12 protein-coding genes are annotated in these 15,428 nt (G+C 68.7%); 5 read left to right on the top strand and 7 right to left on the bottom strand.

Going from position 1 to position 15,428, the window contains the following annotated elements:
* The first annotated feature begins 53 nt into the window (after positions 1-53).
* Entirely contained in the window at positions 54-1,889 is a 1,836-nt protein-coding gene (locus tag RJ05_RS09710; RefSeq protein WP_228828761.1) for a sensor histidine kinase, read from the top strand.
* A 6-nt stretch (positions 1,890-1,895) separates the two neighbouring features.
* On the opposite strand, the gene RJ05_RS09705 is transcribed toward RJ05_RS09710, so the two are convergent.
* On the bottom strand, positions 1,896-3,041 hold the full coding sequence (locus RJ05_RS09705; RefSeq protein WP_036535821.1) for a beta-ketoacyl synthase N-terminal-like domain-containing protein: 1,146 nt from the start codon (positions 3,039-3,041) through the stop codon (positions 1,896-1,898).
* 238 nt (positions 3,042-3,279) lie between these two features.
* Between RJ05_RS09705 and RJ05_RS09700 the strand changes: the two genes are divergently transcribed.
* Both RJ05_RS09700 and RJ05_RS09695 read left to right on the top strand, forming a co-directional pair.
* Positions 3,280-4,611 (top strand): sensor domain-containing diguanylate cyclase, encoded by a 1,332-nt coding sequence (locus RJ05_RS09700; protein ID WP_036535877.1) that lies wholly within the window; start codon positions 3,280-3,282, stop codon positions 4,609-4,611.
* Between the two features lie 165 nt (positions 4,612-4,776).
* Positions 4,777-7,098, top strand: coding sequence for a HelD family protein (locus tag RJ05_RS09695; protein WP_051016393.1), 2,322 nt, complete (start codon positions 4,777-4,779; stop codon positions 7,096-7,098).
* Positions 7,099-7,148: 50 nt separating this feature from the next.
* Here RJ05_RS09695 and RJ05_RS09690 read toward each other — a convergent pair whose 3' ends face one another.
* The 3 genes from RJ05_RS09690 to RJ05_RS09680 form a co-directional block, all read right to left on the bottom strand.
* On the bottom strand, positions 7,149-7,601 hold the full coding sequence (locus RJ05_RS09690) for a universal stress protein (protein ID WP_036535819.1): 453 nt from the start codon (positions 7,599-7,601) through the stop codon (positions 7,149-7,151).
* A 464-nt stretch (positions 7,602-8,065) separates the two neighbouring features.
* A complete protein-coding gene (locus RJ05_RS09685) occupies positions 8,066-8,479 on the bottom strand; it encodes a DoxX family protein (protein ID WP_036535817.1) in 414 nt (137 codons plus the stop codon).
* A 79-nt stretch (positions 8,480-8,558) separates the two neighbouring features.
* Positions 8,559-9,449: a helix-turn-helix domain-containing protein gene (locus RJ05_RS09680; RefSeq protein ID WP_051016389.1), complete on the bottom strand. Its 891-nt coding sequence runs from the start codon at positions 9,447-9,449 to the stop codon at positions 8,559-8,561.
* Positions 9,450-9,501: 52 nt separating this feature from the next.
* On the opposite strand from RJ05_RS09680, the gene RJ05_RS09675 reads away from it, so the two are divergent.
* The gene (locus RJ05_RS09675) at positions 9,502-9,972 is read left to right on the top strand and encodes a VOC family protein (protein ID WP_036535869.1); all 471 of its coding nucleotides are present in this window, start codon (positions 9,502-9,504) and stop codon (positions 9,970-9,972) included.
* 100 nt (positions 9,973-10,072) lie between these two features.
* On the opposite strand, the gene uvrB is transcribed toward RJ05_RS09675, so the two are convergent.
* A complete protein-coding gene (uvrB, locus tag RJ05_RS09670) occupies positions 10,073-12,247 on the bottom strand; it encodes an excinuclease ABC subunit UvrB (protein ID WP_036535866.1) in 2,175 nt (724 codons plus the stop codon).
* A gap of 100 nt (positions 12,248-12,347) precedes the next feature.
* Here uvrB and RJ05_RS09665 point away from each other — a divergent pair, with 100 nt between their 5' ends.
* Positions 12,348-12,872 (top strand): ribonuclease FAU-1 family protein, encoded by a 525-nt coding sequence (locus RJ05_RS09665; protein WP_036535816.1) that lies wholly within the window; start codon positions 12,348-12,350, stop codon positions 12,870-12,872.
* 6 nt (positions 12,873-12,878) lie between these two features.
* Here RJ05_RS09665 and coaE read toward each other — a convergent pair whose 3' ends face one another.
* Positions 12,879-14,084 (bottom strand): dephospho-CoA kinase, encoded by a 1,206-nt coding sequence (gene coaE / locus RJ05_RS09660; RefSeq protein WP_036535815.1) that lies wholly within the window; start codon positions 14,082-14,084, stop codon positions 12,879-12,881.
* Between the two features lie 672 nt (positions 14,085-14,756).
* On the bottom strand, positions 14,757-15,428 hold a 672-nt coding region (locus RJ05_RS09650), incomplete at its 5' end, for a TetR/AcrR family transcriptional regulator (protein WP_162140630.1).

The raw sequence follows: 15,428 nt of genomic DNA, 5'->3' as shown, positions 1-15,428 counted from the left end.
GACCGCCGCTGGGGGACGGGCCGCAGCGCGCGGATCACGACAAGGAAGCCGAGATGGCCGAGCAGACCGGAGCCCACCGCCGCAGGTCCTCGGCCGCCCGCGACCCCCGATCACGCCACATCGCCGAGCCGGCGGAATTCACCGTCGCGCCGGCCGAGGCCGCACCGAAGGACCGCACCAGCCCGCCCGCCGTGCGCGGCGCCCTCTACCAGCAGCGGCTGCGCGAACTGCTGACCGAGATCAGCGACCGGGTGGAGGTGTCGGCCGATTCCCGCGGCCGGATGGACGGGTTGATCGAGGCCATGCTGACGGTCACCTCCGGGCTCGATCTCGACGACACGCTCAGCGCGATCGTCCGGACCGCGACCACTCTCATCGACGCCCGCTACGGCGCGCTCGGCGTGCGCGAACACAGCGGCAAGGTCTTCCAGTTCGTCGCGGAGGGCATCGACGACGAGACCAGGGCCAGGATCGGCCGCCTGCCCGCCGGTCATGGAGTGCTCGGCGCGGTCTTCGCCCAGCCGGCGCCGCTACGGCTCGATGACCTGACCGGTCATCCGGCCTCGGTCGGGTTCCCGGCTCACCACCCGCCGATGCGCAGCTTCCTCGGCGTGCCCGTCCGGATCCGCGACGAGGTGTTCGGCAGCCTCTACCTGTGCGAGAAGTCCGGCGGGCAACCGTTCACGGCCGAGGACGAGGTGCTGGTGCAGGCGCTGGCCGCGGCCGCCGGCATCGCGATCGACAACGCGCGCCTCTACGAGTCGGCGCGCACCCGGCAGGAATGGATCGAGGCCACCCGTGACGTCGCCACCGAATTCCTCGCCGTCGGCACCCCGGGCAAGGCCCTGGAACGGGTGGTCGATCACGCGCGGGCGCTGACCGGCTCGCAGCTGTGTTTCCTGGCCGCGGCCGGGCCAGGCGACGTCAGCGAGCTGCTGATCACGCACTGGTCCGGTCCGGACGCGCGCCGGGCCGGGCATCCCATTCCGCTGACCGGCACCGCCGTCGGCGAGGCATTCGGCCGGCGCACCCCGCTGCGCTTCGACGATGCGGGCCAGGTGACGCTCGGCATCACCCTGCCCTCCCCCGGGCCTGCGTTGATCCTGCCGCTGTGCACCCCGGACGCCACCCACGGCACGCTGGTCACCGTGCGTCGCGCGGGCGCGGCGCCGTATTCCGACGAGCTGGTCGAACTCACCTCCGCGTTCACCGATCAGGCGGCGCTGGCGATGCAACTGGCCGACGCACAGCGCCGGATGCGTGAGGTCGACATCCTGGCCGACCGCGACCGCATCGCCCGCGACCTGCACGATCATGTGATCCAGCGGCTGTTCGCGATCGGGCTGACCCTGCAGGGTGCGGTGCCGCGGGCGACCGTGCCCGAGGTCCGCGATCGACTGTCCCGGGTGATCAACGATCTGCAGGAGGTCGTGCAGGAGATCCGGACAACGATCTTCGATCTGCACGGCGGCGCCGACAGCGCGCGGCTGCAACAACGCATCGAACACGCCATCCGCCAGCAGACCGCCGACACCACCATCCGCGCCACCGTGCAGTTCTCCGGGCCGCTGTCGGTGCTCGAACCCGAGCTGGCCGATCATGCCGAAGCGGTGGTGCGGGAGGCGGTGAGCAATGCGGTGCGCCATTCCGGCGGCGACACCGTCACCGTCGATATCGGGGTGTCCGACGATCTGACCATCGTGGTCACCGACAACGGGTGGGGCGTGCCGAATCACGTCATCCGCAGTGGGCTGCGCAACCTCGAGCAGCGCGCCGAGGAAGCCGCGGGCTGGTTCACCGTCACCGCCGCGGTGGCCAGGCACTCGCGCACCGAGAGTGCCGACGCACTGCCGGGGACGCGACTGTGCTGGACCGCGCCACTGCCCTAGCCGGTGTTACGCCGGCGGCGCCAGCACCACCATCGCGTTGTTGCCGCCCATCCCGAGCGACAGCTTCGCCGTGATCCCGCCCGCGCTCGCCACCGGCCCGTCCAGCAACCGCGGATACGGTGAGGCGACGATCGGCGCGGCGGGCACGAGCGCGCGTTCGAAGCCCATGGCCGCGGCGGCGATCTCCACCGCGGCGGCCGCACCCTGGCAGTGGCCGGTCAGCGGTTTGAGGGCGTAGACGGCGGGCCGGTCGTCGAAGACCTCGGTCAGCAGGGCCCGTTCGGCGTTGTCGCACTGGCGGGTGCCGGTGCCGTGGGCATTGAAGTACTCCACCTGATCCGCCGACACGCCCGCCGCGCGCAGCGCCCGGCGCGCGCAGTCGAAGATCTGACCGTGCCCCGGATCCACCGACACCACGTGATAGCCGTCGTTGGTCATCGCGCCACCGAGCACCTTGGCATACGGGCGCGGGGCCGAGCGGCTGAGCACGAACCCCACCGACGCCTCCCCCATGCTGAAACCACGGCTGCCTTCCTGGAACGGCCGGCAGGCCTGTAGCGGTTCGGCATCGGTGACGGCGGCGCCGAGCCGCACGAAATGCTCCACCATCTCCGGTGTCGCCGACAGATCGCTCACCACGCACACCACGTCGTCGGCCTGGCCGCTGTCGAGCCACAGCTGCGCCGTGAGCAATCCGGCGTTGCCGGAACTGCATGCCGCGGACACGTTCATCGCCGGGCCGTGGAAACCGAACTCCTGCATCACCACCGAGATCGGGGTGGACGGCAGCAGCGGCAGATATTCGCGGGAACGCCGGTGGCCGTCGTCGACGATGTAGAAATCGCGCCAGTTCGCCACATCGCCGAGCACGATCGCGTGCAGCAGGCCCACCGTGCGGCCCGGCCGCCAGCCGCGGGTGCCCGCGTCCTCGATGGCCTCGCGCGCCGCCGCATGTACCGCGCGCCCGTACCGGCTGCTGCTGACCCGCGGATCGCCGCCGGACGGGACCAGCGACACCCAGGCAGGTTCATCGCGACGCGCGCCGTATCCGGGCTGCACCCCGGCTGCCGACTTGCCGCTCAGCAGCCCACGCCACAGCGCCTCGCGCCCCCATCCGTACCCGGTGACAGCACCGACACCGGCAATGGACATATGATGATCAGGTTCGGACATGGCATCGCTCCTCGGCCCGATCTTCTCCGGCCACTCGCGCCGGCCCGCCGTCGTGAAGAACCGGTTCTGTCATGATCACCGGATCGAGCCCGGGCGCAGTACCCGACACACACGAAATCCCGGCAATCGCGTCGATCATGTGAACGGCGCACATGTCGGATCCAGAATAATCCCGTGCTCCAATGACCAGCTATCGGTGGACGATCGGGGGTTCGAGGTGGGAGAGGACAGGCTCAGCGCCGCCGAGCAGCTGGCGCAGCGGTACCGGTCTCTGGTCGAACACACTCCGGACGGTATCTGCGTGCACGAACGCGGCATCATCGTCTACGTCAACCCGGCGACGGTGCGGATGCTGGCCGCCGCGGGCCCGGAGGATCTGGTCGGCCGCCCGCTGGTGCAGTTCGTGCATCCGGATTCGGTGCCAGGCATGCTCGACCGCATCTCCCGGCTCACCCGGGCGGGTGCGGCCTCCAAGCCCGCGGAGATGACGTTGCTGCGGCTGGACGGCACGCAGGTGCCGGTGGAGACCGTCTCGGTGCTCACCGTCTGGCACGACCAGGCCGCCTATCAGGTCGTCATCCATGATCTGACCGCTCAACGCGCGGCCGAGGCCGCCCAGCGCCGCGCCGAACAGCACTTCACCACGGTGGTGTCCCAGCTCGAGGAGGGCGTGGCCGTCATCGACCGCGACGGCCGGATCGAATCGGTCAATCCGGCCGCGCGGCGGATCTTCGGCATCGAGGACGCCGGCGACCTGGCCGGTGTGAGCATCGCCGACTTGCCGCTGACGCTGCTGGACACCAACGCCCAGCCGATGGCCACCGCCCGGCATCCGGTCGCGCGCACCCTGGCCACCGGCGAGACCATCACCGGCTACGTCTTCGGCGTCGACCGCTCCGACGGGCAACGGCGCTGGCTGTCGGGGTCGAGCCGGCTACTCAATCCCGGCGATCCGGATTCCTCGGCGGTGTCCTCGTTCGCCGACATCACCGAATACCGGGCCAGCAGGCGGCACCTGGAATATCAGGCCACCCACGATTCGCTGACCGGGCTGGCCAACCGGTCGCTGATCCTGTCGCAGCTGGCGGGCGCGCTGGCGGCCAGCGAGGATCTGCCGGTGTCGGTGGTGATGTTCATCGACCTGGACGGTTTCAAGGCGATCAACGACACCCTCGGCCACGCCATCGGCGACACGGTCCTGCAGATCGTGGCCCAGCGGCTGCAGCGGGCGCTGCGCGCCGACGACATCGTCGGCAGGCTCGGCGGCGACGAATTCCTGGTGCTGCTGTCCGGGCGCACCCGGCAGGCCGATCTGGACGCGCTGATCCTGCGGTTGCAGCGGACCATGGCCGAGCCGATCGTCGCGCGCGGGCATCGCATCGAGGTCAACGCCTCGATCGGGGTCACCGCGCTACGCCCGGGTGACCGGCGCACCCCCGAAGCGGTGCTGCACGACGCGGATGTGGCGATGTATCGCGCCAAACCGGCCGGCCATCGCGAGGGCCTGATCGGCCCCGCTCGACGACCGAACAACACGCACGCGTCCTGAGCGCGGCGGCGACCACGCCGAACGCGCAGTAGACTGGACGATTCCGTTTTCCGATCGTCCGCGCCTGCCACCACGCTGTCGTCCGCCCGCCCACCGGTGCCCGTTCACCCGGGTGACAAGGAGTTCGTTTTGCCCGACCGCCTCACTCAGGATCACCGCTCCCCGATCCCGGACGCCGAGACCACCACCGCACCGAGCACCGACACCGACATCGATCGGGAACAGGCGCATCTGAACGTCCTCTACGACCGCCTCGACGGCATGCGCGCATACGCCACCGAGCGGCTGCGTACCGTCCTGCTGGAGACCGGCGGCACCCCGCAGGCGCGCAGCGAACGCGAGTCGTTCACCCAGCTCTACACCGAGGACCTGGCCAAATACGATGCCGCCGAGCACGGCCTGTGCTTCGGTCGCATCGATCTCGACGGTGACGGCACCGAGGGCGAACCCGACGCCGAACGCCGCTACATCGGCCGCCTCGGCATCCTCGACGAGCACAACGACTACGAGACCTTGCTGCTGGACTGGCGTGCCCCGCTGGCCCGGCCGTTCTACCTGGCCACCACTGCCGCGCCGGACGGCGTGCTGCGCCGCCGCCACATCCGTTCGCGCAACCGCCGGGTCACCGCGATCAACGACGAATACCTGGATCTGGAAGCGGCCAGGCGCGCCGGGGTCACCGAGGACAACGGTGGCGTCGGCAGTGAGAGTGCCCTGCTGTCGGCATTGAACGCCGCCCGTACCGGCCATATGAACGACATCGTCGAGACGATCCAGAGCGAGCAGGACGCGATCATCCGCGCCGAACACAAGAGCGTGCTGGTGGTGCAGGGCGGGCCGGGGACCGGCAAAACCGCCGTCGCGCTGCATCGGGCCGCCTACCTGCTCTACACCTACCGCCAGCAGCTGGCCAAGGCCGGTGTGCTGATCATCGGGCCGAACGCGACCTTCCTCGACTACATCGGCCAGGTGCTGCCCTCACTCGGTGAGACCGGCGTGCTGCTGTCGACCATCGGCGACCTGTATCCGGGGGTGAAGGCCACCCACGAGGATTCCCTGCGGGCCGGCGAGATCAAGGGCTCGCTGAGCATCCTGGAGGTGCTCAAGCAGGCGGTGCGGGACCGGCAGGAGGTGCCGCCGGCGCCGATCGAACTCAGCTTCGACGGGTACCCGTTGACGTTGAACCGCAAGATCGTCACCAAGGCCAGGGGCCGGGCCCGCTCCTCGCGGCGGCCGCACAATCTGGCGCGCCCGATCTTCGCGTCCTCGGTGATCGACGCGCTCACCGAACAGCTCGCCGCCACCATGGGCGCCGACCCCGTCGACGGTGCCCGCAGCCTGCTCAGCAGCACCGACCTGGCCGAGATCGCCGACGAGATGCGTTCGGATCCGCAGATCCAGCGCGCGATCGGCGCGCTGTGGCCGATCCTGACCCCGCAGCAGGTGCTGGCCGATCTGCTGGCCGATCCGGCCCGCCTGGACCGGGCGGCGAGTTCGCTGGATCCGGCCGACCGCGCCGAACTGCTGCGCCCGGACACCGGCGAATTCAGCGCCGCCGACGCCCCGCTGCTCGACGAGCTGGCCGAACTGCTCGGCATCGACGACGCCGAGGAACGTGAACGCGCCCGCCGCCGCTGGCGGGCCCAACTGGCCGAGGCCCAGGACGCGCTCGACATCCTCACCGGGTCCGCGCCGCAGGATCTCGAGGACGAACTCGATCCGGAGATCCTGATGGCCTACGACCTGATCGATGCGAGCCAGTTGGCCGAACGGCAGCAGGTGCGCACCCGCCAGACCACCGCGGAGCGGGCGGCCGGTGACCGGACCTGGGCCTACGGCCACGTCATCGTCGACGAAGCGCAGGAGCTGTCGGAGATGGCCTGGCGAATGGTGATGCGCCGCATCCCGAACCGCTGGATGACGGTGGTCGGTGACGTCGCCCAGACCGGCGATCCGGCGGGCGCCTCCACCTGGCAGACGGTGCTGGAGCCGTACGTGGCACGGCGATGGAAGCTCACCGAACTCACCGTCAACTACCGCACGCCCGCGGAGATCATGGACGTGGCGGCGCAGGTGCTGGCCGCGATCGATCCCGAGGCGCAGGCGCCACGCTCGGTGCGCGAGTCCGGGCATCCGCCGCAGGCATATCGGTGCGAGGAGTCGGCGCTGCGCACCGAGCTCGCGCGACTGCTGGCGGGCGAGCGGGGGCCGGGCACGACCGCGGTGATCGTGCCGCACGCGCTGGCCGACGAACTGGCCGGACTGGCGGCGGAATCGGTTCGCGTGCTGACGGTGCACGAGGTGAAGGGCCTGGAATTCGACGCGGTGTATCTGGTCGCGCCGGAGCGGATCATCGGTGAATCACCGCGCGGGCTCAACGATCTGTACGTCGCGCTGACCCGCGCGACCCAGCGACTGACGGTGCTGCACAGCGCGGAACTACCCGACGTGCTGAGCTCGCTCGGGGCACGCCCGGCCGGAGAATAGTGCCCACACGCGTGGTCGCCGCCGGTGCGGCGGCGACCACGCGGCTGGTGTCAGCGAACGGTGTGCACGATGAGGACGTCGGAGCGCGACTTGCGCGCGACGTCCGAGGGCACCGAGCCGAGCAGTCGCCCGGTCAGGGTGTTGAGGCCGCGGTTACCGACGACGAGCAGATCGGCCTGGGTCTCCTTGACCAGATCGAGCAGCGATTCGACGGGCTCGCCGACGATGGCGCGCTCGACGATCTCCTTGGCGCCCGCGGCGGTGGCCCGGTCGCGGGCGGTGCGCAGGATCTCGTTGGTCGGCGCGGAACCGCGCACCTGATAGGCCTCGTCCTTGAGCACATCGGCGGCCGCGGCGACCTCACGGTCATCGGTCGGGTAGTAGGCGCAGGCCACGATCAGGGTCGAGCCGGCGGCCCCGGCCAATGCGGCGGCCCTGTCGACGGCGACATACGACGAGTCCGAGCCATCGGTACCGACGACAATGGTCCGGTAGGCGGTCATCTCTCCTCCAACTGTGCGGGTCGGACGCCTGCGTCAGGTTTTTCGTCCCGGCGTGTCGGGGCTTCGGCGCGGCGACTGGGTCGACCATAGCGGCAATACGCCCGGAATTATCAGAATTCGCAACACATCACATTCGGAGTGTTCACGCGGGGCGGCAGCGGCCCGGCCTGCGCGAATGCCGCAGGGCCTGCCCTACCTGGGCCGACCCAAACCGAGGCCCGCAGTTCTGTGATCTGCCACAACATCGGCGAACGGCGTTGCCGCCCTGGGACATTCATCACATCGCCGCGACCGGAACAGGTCCGGCCCGTTCGTGATCACGAACGGGCCGGTGGTCTGGCGGGTACCGGGGCTCAGGGCCACTGCCGGTAGTCGGCCCAGAAAATACCCAGAATCGCGCCGATGATGTCCATGCGTTCCCTTTCACTGCGGATGCGGACCGCAATATTAGCGCGTGTGCCCGGTCACATGCTGAAAAGCGGCCCGGTGATGGTCAATCCCAGTTCGTCGGTGTGGGCGAAGAAGGCGAACAGCATCAGTGCCGCGCCCGCCAGCGCGAGATCCTTGTTGAACTGGATCATCTCGCTCTGCTTGGTCTCCGGGTCGGTCTCGGACCAGAACCCGTGCATGAGCACAGCGGTGGGCAGCAACATGATGAACAGCAGCAGCGCACCGAGATCGGCCCAGATGCCGAGCAGCACACTCAGGCCGCCGAGCACCATCAGCACCCCCGATCCGAGCACGCCCGCCTTGGGCGAGGGCACGCCGCGGCTCTGCGCGTAGCCGGTCATCGCCTCGGTCTGGGTGAAGTGACCGAAGGCCGAACCGAGAAAGAGCACGACGAACAACACCCGGCCGATCAACACCACGACATCCATGTCCAGCTCCTCGTTTTGCCGGTGGGTAGATGGTGCGTAATTCAACCACTCGTCCTGCCGGTGTTCGGGCAGAAATGATCTATCGGAACTGTTCCGGTATCTCTGTGCCGCGCGGGAGCATTTTCGCGGTGACCTCGTTGCGGGCGCGGAGGGTGTGTTTGGCGTATTCCGCCGGCGCCATTCCGACTTCCGCGGTGAATTCCCGGGTGAAATGCGCTTGGTCGTAATAGCCGAGTTCGGCCGACAGTGCCGCGAGATCATCGACCCGGCCGCGGGCGAGCAGGTCGGCGGCATCCTGTAGCCGATAGCGGCGCAGCACCCATTTCGGGCCGGCGCCGACATAGCGTCGGAACAGCCGTTGCAGGGTGCGGATCGAGACCGCGTAGCGCTCGGTGACCTGATCGACGCGGGTCAGGTCCTGGTCGGTGGCCATCGCCTCGACGATGCGCAGCACCAGGTCGTAGTTCGGGTCGGGCGCGGACAGCCCGCGCGCGAAGAACGATTCGACGATGTCGCGGCGGCCCTCATCGGAGGATTCGGCCAGCACCGCGCCGGTGAGCCGGTCGACGTCGGGCAGCACCTCGGCCAGGGCGACGCTACGGTCGCGGAATTCTCCGACATCGAGTCCGGTGAACGCGCCGAATCCGCCGGCTCGGAACCTGATCCCGAACGTTTCACCCGCGCCGGTCAATTCGCGGACGAACTTCGTCGTGCAGACGCCGTTGACGAAGCCACCGGTCCTGGTCTCGGACCGTTCGAAGGTGACGTTCACGCACGGGAACGGCAGCACCTCCGCGATATACGGCGGCCGGCCGCGCAGGTCCCAGCGCACCGTCCAGTACCAGTCGATGACCTCGGCCAGCTCTGGGCCTACCGGCAGTCGGCGCAAGGTCCGGTACCTGGCTTGCTCGTCGGGATGCAGGATCCCTTTGCGGCCGGCGAGGGCACCGCGATCACTGCGCTCGGCCATGGTGTCGCTTTCTTACAAGATCGACCGCGCCGCGCGGCCGAAGATGAAAGACATGACAAGCACTGTGCATCCGATTCCCGAGGGCTACCACTCCATCACCTGTTTCCTGGCCGTCGCCGACGCCAACAAGGCGATCGACTTCTATTCCGAGGTCTTCGGCGCCGAGGTGATCACCCGCAACGACCTGCCCGACGGTCAGCCCGCGCACGCGGAACTGAAGATCGGCGATTCCACGCTCCAGCTCGGTATGCCGATCCCGGACAACGGGGTACTCGCCCCGACCGGCGACTGGGTGCACACCTCTATCGTGCATTACTGCCCTGACGTCGACGCGGCCGTCGCCCGTGCGGTCGAGCGTGGCGCCCGCTGCGTGGAGGAGCCGCAGACCTTCGTCACCGGCGACCGCTTCGCTGTGATCATCGACCCGTTCGGGCACCGCTGGGCAGTGATGACCAAGGTCGAGAACGTCTCGCGGGAAGAGGCCGAGCGCCGCGTGAACGAATGGATGGCGACCCAGGGCTGAGCGCGGCATCCGCGCCGTGGCGCCGACCGCGAGCGAAGCGGCGGTGCTGCGGCGCTGCAGCGGCCCGACCGCACCCGGCATCGTCGGAGCAGCGACACGCTCAGCTCAATCCGGCCGCATCCATTCCGCGCAGTTCCTTCTTCAAGTCGGCGATCTCGTCACGCAGTCGACCGGCGAGCTCGAATTGCAGTTCGCGCGCGGCGTTCATCATCTGGTCGGTGAGCTCCTTCACCAGGTCGGCCAGTTCGGCGCGCGGCATGGACTTCACGTCGCGCCCTTCGATGACGCCGGCGCTGACCGCCCGCCCCGGTTCGCCCTGGGCGCGGCGGCCGCGGCTGGCGTTGCGGCCCGAACCGCCGACGGCGACCTCGTCGTCGGCCTCCTGGTACACCTGGTCGAGGATGTCGGCGATCTTCTTGCGCAGCGGCTGCGGGTCGATGCCCATCTCCTCGTTGTAGGCGATCTGCTTGGCCCGGCGGCGTTCGGTCTCGTCGATGGCGTGCCGCATCGAATCGGTGATCTTGTCCGCGTACATGTGCACCTCGCCGGACACATTGCGGGCCGCGCGGCCGATGGTCTGGATCAGGCTGGTGCTGCTGCGCAGGAACCCTTCCTTGTCCGCGTCGAGGATCGCCACCAGCGACACCTCGGGCAGATCGAGGCCCTCGCGCAGCAGGTTGATGCCGACCAGCACGTCGTACTCGCCCAGGCGCAGTTGCCGCAGCAACTCCACTCGGCGCAGGGTGTCGATCTCCGAATGCAGATACCGCACCCGGACACCGAGGCCGAGCAGATAGTCGGTGAGGTCCTCGGCCATCTTCTTGGTGAGCGTGGTGACCAGGACGCGTTCGTCGCGGTCGGTGCGCTGGCGGATCTCGTGCACCAGATCGTCGATCTGGCCCTTGGTCGGTTTGACGATCACCTTCGGATCCACCAGACCGGTCGGGCGGATGACCTGCTCGACCACCTCGCCCCCGGATTGACCCAGCTCGTAGTTGCCGGGAGTGGCCGACAGATAGACCGTCTGCCCGATCCGCTCGGCGAATTCTTCCCAGGTGAGCGGCCGGTTGTCGATGGCCGACGGCAGCCGGAACCCGTATTCGACGAGGTTGCGCTTGCGCGACATATCGCCTTCGTACATGCCGCCGATCTGCGGCACCGTGACATGCGACTCGTCGATGACCAGCAGGAAATCCTCGGGGAAGTAGTCGAGCAGCGTCGCGGGCGCCGACCCGGCCGGACGCCCGTCGATATGGCGCGAATAGTTCTCGATGCCCGAGCAGAACCCGACCTGACGGATCATCTCCAGGTCGTACTGGGTCCGCATGCGCAACCGCTGGGCCTCGAGCAATTTGCCCTGCCGTTCGAATTCGGCGAGCCGCTGCTCGAGTTCGGCCTCGATATCGTGAACCGCCCGCTCCATTCGGTCCGGGCCCGCCACATAGTGGGTGGCCGGGAAGATCCGCAGCGTATCCACCTGACGCACCACATCACCGGTGAGCGGATGCAGGTAATACAGTGCGTCGATCTCGTCGCCGAAGAATTCGATGCGGACCGCCAGCTCCTCATAGGAAGGGATGATCTCGACGGTATCGCCGCGCACCCGGAACGAGCCGCGGGTGAAGGCCATGTCGTTGCGGGTGTACTGCACATCGACCAGCAGCCGCAGCAGCGCATCGCGATCGACCTCGGTGCCCACCTGCAGCTGTACCGAACGGTCGAGATAGGACTGCGGGGTGCCGAGGCCGTAGATGCACGACACCGACGCGACGACCACCACATCCCGGCGCGAGAGCAGGCTCGATGTCGCCGAATGGCGCAGGCGCTCGACGTCGTCGTTGATCGAGCTGTCCTTCTCGATATAGGTATCGGTCTGCGCGATATAGGCCTCGGGCTGGTAGTAGTCGTAATAGGAGACGAAATACTCGACCGCGTTGTGCGGGAGCATTTCGCGCAATTCGTTGGCCAGCTGCGCGGCGAGGGTCTTGTTCGGCGCCATCACCAGCGTGGGCCGCTGCAGCCGCTCGATCAGCCACGCGGTGGTGGCCGACTTACCGGTACCGGTGGCGCCGAGCAGCACCACATCGCGCTCCCCCGCCTTGATGCGGCGTTCGAGCTCATCGATGGCGGCGGGCTGATCGCCTGCGGGCTGGTGCGGGCTGATGACCTCGAACCGGCCACCGGCGCGTTCGATCTCGCCCACCGGACGGAACTCCGAATGGGCCAGCGGGGTGCCGCCCTGTTCGTCGGCCGGGATCTCGGTTGCGAATGCCATGTTCACCAGGGTAGGCGCAGCCACCGACAGATTTCGGCCGGCGAGAGCCGCGCCACGACCCGCCTGGACAACAGCACCGCCGACGGTAGATTCTCGGGACATGACTCAGGCACCATCCGTGCACGTGCACCGGCCGAAGGTGGAGTACTTCAACGTCGCCGACCTCACCAACACCGATCCCAAGGGGTTCGTCCGGCCGGTCGAGAACTACCGCGTCGAGCCGTGGGGCCTGTACATGGCGCGCACCGCCGATCATCCGTCGTTCCACTACATGGAGTCGTGGCTGCTGCCGGAGCTGTCGATCCGGGCGACGGTGTTCCACTACACCGCCGCGCACCTGCGCAACCAGGACTACTACATCGACATCGGCGAGTTCACCGAGGTCGAACCCAAGAAATGGCGGTCGGTGGACCATTATCTGGACCTGCTGGTGCGCACCGGACGCGATACCCGCCTGCTCGATGTCGACGAGCTGCTCGCCGCGCTGCAGGCCGGTCTGGTGGACGCGGCGACGGCGGAAAAGGCGATCGCGACGGCCACCGCCGCCATCGACGGTATCGCCGCGCACGGCCATGACCTGCTGGCCTGGACCGCCTCGCGCGGGATGCCCCTCAGCTGGCTGTAGCGGCGATCAGGCCCGGCCTGCGTGCCACTGCGTGATCCTCGGATAGGCCCGGTCGAACCACGGCTCTTTCACCGCCAGGTAGGCCACCATCGCCTCGTCACCGGACAGGCCCGCCGCCTTCGATTCGGCCTCACCCTTGACCCGCGCGTACTCCTCGCGGGCGGCCGCATCGGCACGCAGCCAATCCCGGAAAACCAGCGCGAACTGCTGGCCGGGCGAGCCCGCGACACGCAGATGCACATTGGCCGGACGGCCCGGATCGGCGCTGCCGTGGAACCTCTTGGCCCACAGCTCGGTGTCGGTGGCGCCGGGGTCCGACTCCGTCGGCTTCGGGTTGTCGTGCACGATGCGGGAATTCACCGGGAACCCGGCCGCACCCAATGCGTCGCGAAGGCCGTCGGCGGCGGCGAGATCGGCGACGGTGATCTGGATATCGATGACGTCCTTGGCCACCAGCCCCGGCACCGACGTCGACCCGATGTGATCGATGCGCGAGGCCGCCGCGCCGGCGACCACCCACAGCCGGGCGATCAACCGCTGCGCCTGCGCCGCCCACTCCGGGTCGGGCGCCAACAGCCGCAGTTCGGGCTCGGCCACCCGGGCCGCGCGCATATTGCGCTCGAAGGGCACCAGTCGCTCGTCCCACAGCCGGTGCACCGCGGATTCGATGGCCTCGGCCGGTCCGTTGTTGTCGAGCAGGACGTCGGCGACGGCACGGCGCTGCTCATCGGTGGCCTGAGCCGAAATGCGGGCGCGCGCATCGGCTTCGGGCACGCCGCGCAGTTGCACCAGACGCCGGATCCGGGTCTCGGCGGCCACGTCCACCACGATCACCAGATTCATCAGCGGAGCGAGGCCGTTTTCCACCAGCAGCGGAATATCTTGCACGACAATGGCATCCGGCGCGGCGGCGGCCAGCAGTTCGGTGGTGCGCCGGCCGACCAGCGGGTGGGTGATCGCGTTCAACCTGGCACGCGCCTCGTCGTCGCCGAAGGCCTTGGCCGCCAGCGCGGGCCGGTTCAGACTGCCGTCGGCGGCGAGAATATCGGACCCGAAGGCCTCCACCAGTGCGGCGAGCCCCTCGGTGCCCGGCGCGACGACCTCGCGCGCGATCGCGTCGGAGTCGATCACCACAGCGCCGCGTTCGGCGAGGATTCGCGCCACGGTCGACTTGCCGGCACCCATGCCTCCGGTGAGGCCGATTCGTAACATCCGACCAGTTTCGCATCCACCCGGCCGAGCGCCCATTCCGCACCCATCCACGAGCAGCGCCGCCACGAACCATTGGGTGCGGGCCGACGACGCCCCGCGTGAATCGGGGCCGGAAATCCGCGGCACCGCACGGAATCGACCCTCGCTTTCGCGATCGAATTGCCGACCGTGCTGGATACCCACTCCCGCATCCCTTTTCACCACCCTGCACGGCAATTGCCCGTTCCGTGACGCGGCCGAGACCATCTCGCAACATTTCCTGCCGAAGTCGGTTTCCAAGCGATAACTTTCCGACACGCCGGGCAATTACTTCGGCAAAATACACTGCCGACGTCTTCGGGTCCGCTAATCTTCGCCGTGGCGATCCAGGCCAGAACCATCAAGCAAAGGAAGAGCATTGGGCACCAGTAACAACCAGACGGGTCGCCACCGCCTGGGAATGGCGGGAGGCGTGCACTGCATCGAAATCCCCGCCGTCGCGGCTGCGCTCGCCGAGCATCGCCGCACATGGTTCACCTCGTTGATCAGTCCGGCTCGGCATAGTTTCGCCGCCATGCGCCGGCGTTCCGCGACGCCCTCGGTGCGCTGGGTTCCCGCCACCGCGGGCTGAGGCCCACTTCCACGACAGTGGCCCGGTCCTCGCGACCGGGCCACTGTCGTGCGCGTCGGCCGCTAATCCCGCGGCACCCGGGACGACAATCCCAGCGAATGCACCAGATCGAGCATCTCGGCCCGGAACAGCTTCGCCGGGTCCTGCGATTGCGGACGCAGATGGCCGTACACCTCGAGCGCGACCAGCCCGTGCATCCGGCCCCACATCCGCAGCGCGAGAGCCAGTCCCGCGGGCGGTAGATCGGGGAAATCCGCACGCACATGGTCGACCAGGTCGGCGTCGAAATCCGTCCACGCGTATTCCGGATCGGCATCGCGGCGCAGGTCGGCGCGATGCGGCCAGGCCGCGGCGGCCAGACCCACCAGACCGGTACATGCCCGCAGCTGAGCCGCGGCGGCCGGGCCACCGGGCGGTGGCTGGTAGCCGGGGACCGGATCGCCGTAGATCAGCCGGAACTCGGCCGGGCGCGCCACCGCCCACTGCCGCACCGTTTCTCCCCACGCGATGATGCGCGCGCCCGGATCGTCGACGGAGATCGCGTCGCGTGCCGCTTCGACCTGATCCAGCAGCGCCATGTAGACCTCGGCGATCAGCGTCGAGATGAGCTCGTCCCTGGTGGCGTAGTAGCCGTAGATGGCACCGGCCGTCATGCCCATCTCGCGAGCGATGGCACGCAGCGTCACGGCGTCGGGACCGCCCTCGTCGAGCAGTCGCAGCGCGACCGTCTTGAT

The organism is Nocardia cyriacigeorgica NBRC 100375 (genome assembly GCF_000308555.1).
GTDB lineage: Bacteria > Actinomycetota > Actinomycetes > Mycobacteriales > Mycobacteriaceae > Nocardia > Nocardia cyriacigeorgica.
The sequence above is the reverse complement of the archived record's forward strand: the minus strand, read 5'-3'. Positions and strand labels throughout refer to the sequence as shown.

Excerpts from the sequence above, each read along its gene's own strand:
- RJ05_RS09665 (WP_036535816.1), top strand. The coding sequence starts at position 12,348 with ATGACTCAGGCACCATCCGTGCACGTGCACCGGCCGAAGGTGGAGTAC.
- RJ05_RS09680 (WP_051016389.1), bottom strand. The coding sequence starts at position 9,449 with ATGGCCGAGCGCAGTGATCGCGGTGCCCTCGCCGGCCGCAAAGGGATC.
- RJ05_RS09705 (WP_036535821.1), bottom strand. The coding sequence starts at position 3,041 with ATGTCCATTGCCGGTGTCGGTGCTGTCACCGGGTACGGATGGGGGCGC.
- RJ05_RS09710 (WP_228828761.1), top strand. The coding sequence starts at position 54 with ATGGCCGAGCAGACCGGAGCCCACCGCCGCAGGTCCTCGGCCGCCCGC.
- RJ05_RS09675 (WP_036535869.1), top strand. The coding sequence starts at position 9,502 with ATGACAAGCACTGTGCATCCGATTCCCGAGGGCTACCACTCCATCACC.
- RJ05_RS09690 (WP_036535819.1), bottom strand. The coding sequence starts at position 7,601 with ATGACCGCCTACCGGACCATTGTCGTCGGTACCGATGGCTCGGACTCG.
- RJ05_RS09685 (WP_036535817.1), bottom strand. The coding sequence starts at position 8,479 with ATGGATGTCGTGGTGTTGATCGGCCGGGTGTTGTTCGTCGTGCTCTTT.
- uvrB (WP_036535866.1), bottom strand. The coding sequence starts at position 12,247 with ATGGCATTCGCAACCGAGATCCCGGCCGACGAACAGGGCGGCACCCCG.
- coaE (WP_036535815.1), bottom strand. The coding sequence starts at position 14,084 with ATGTTACGAATCGGCCTCACCGGAGGCATGGGTGCCGGCAAGTCGACC.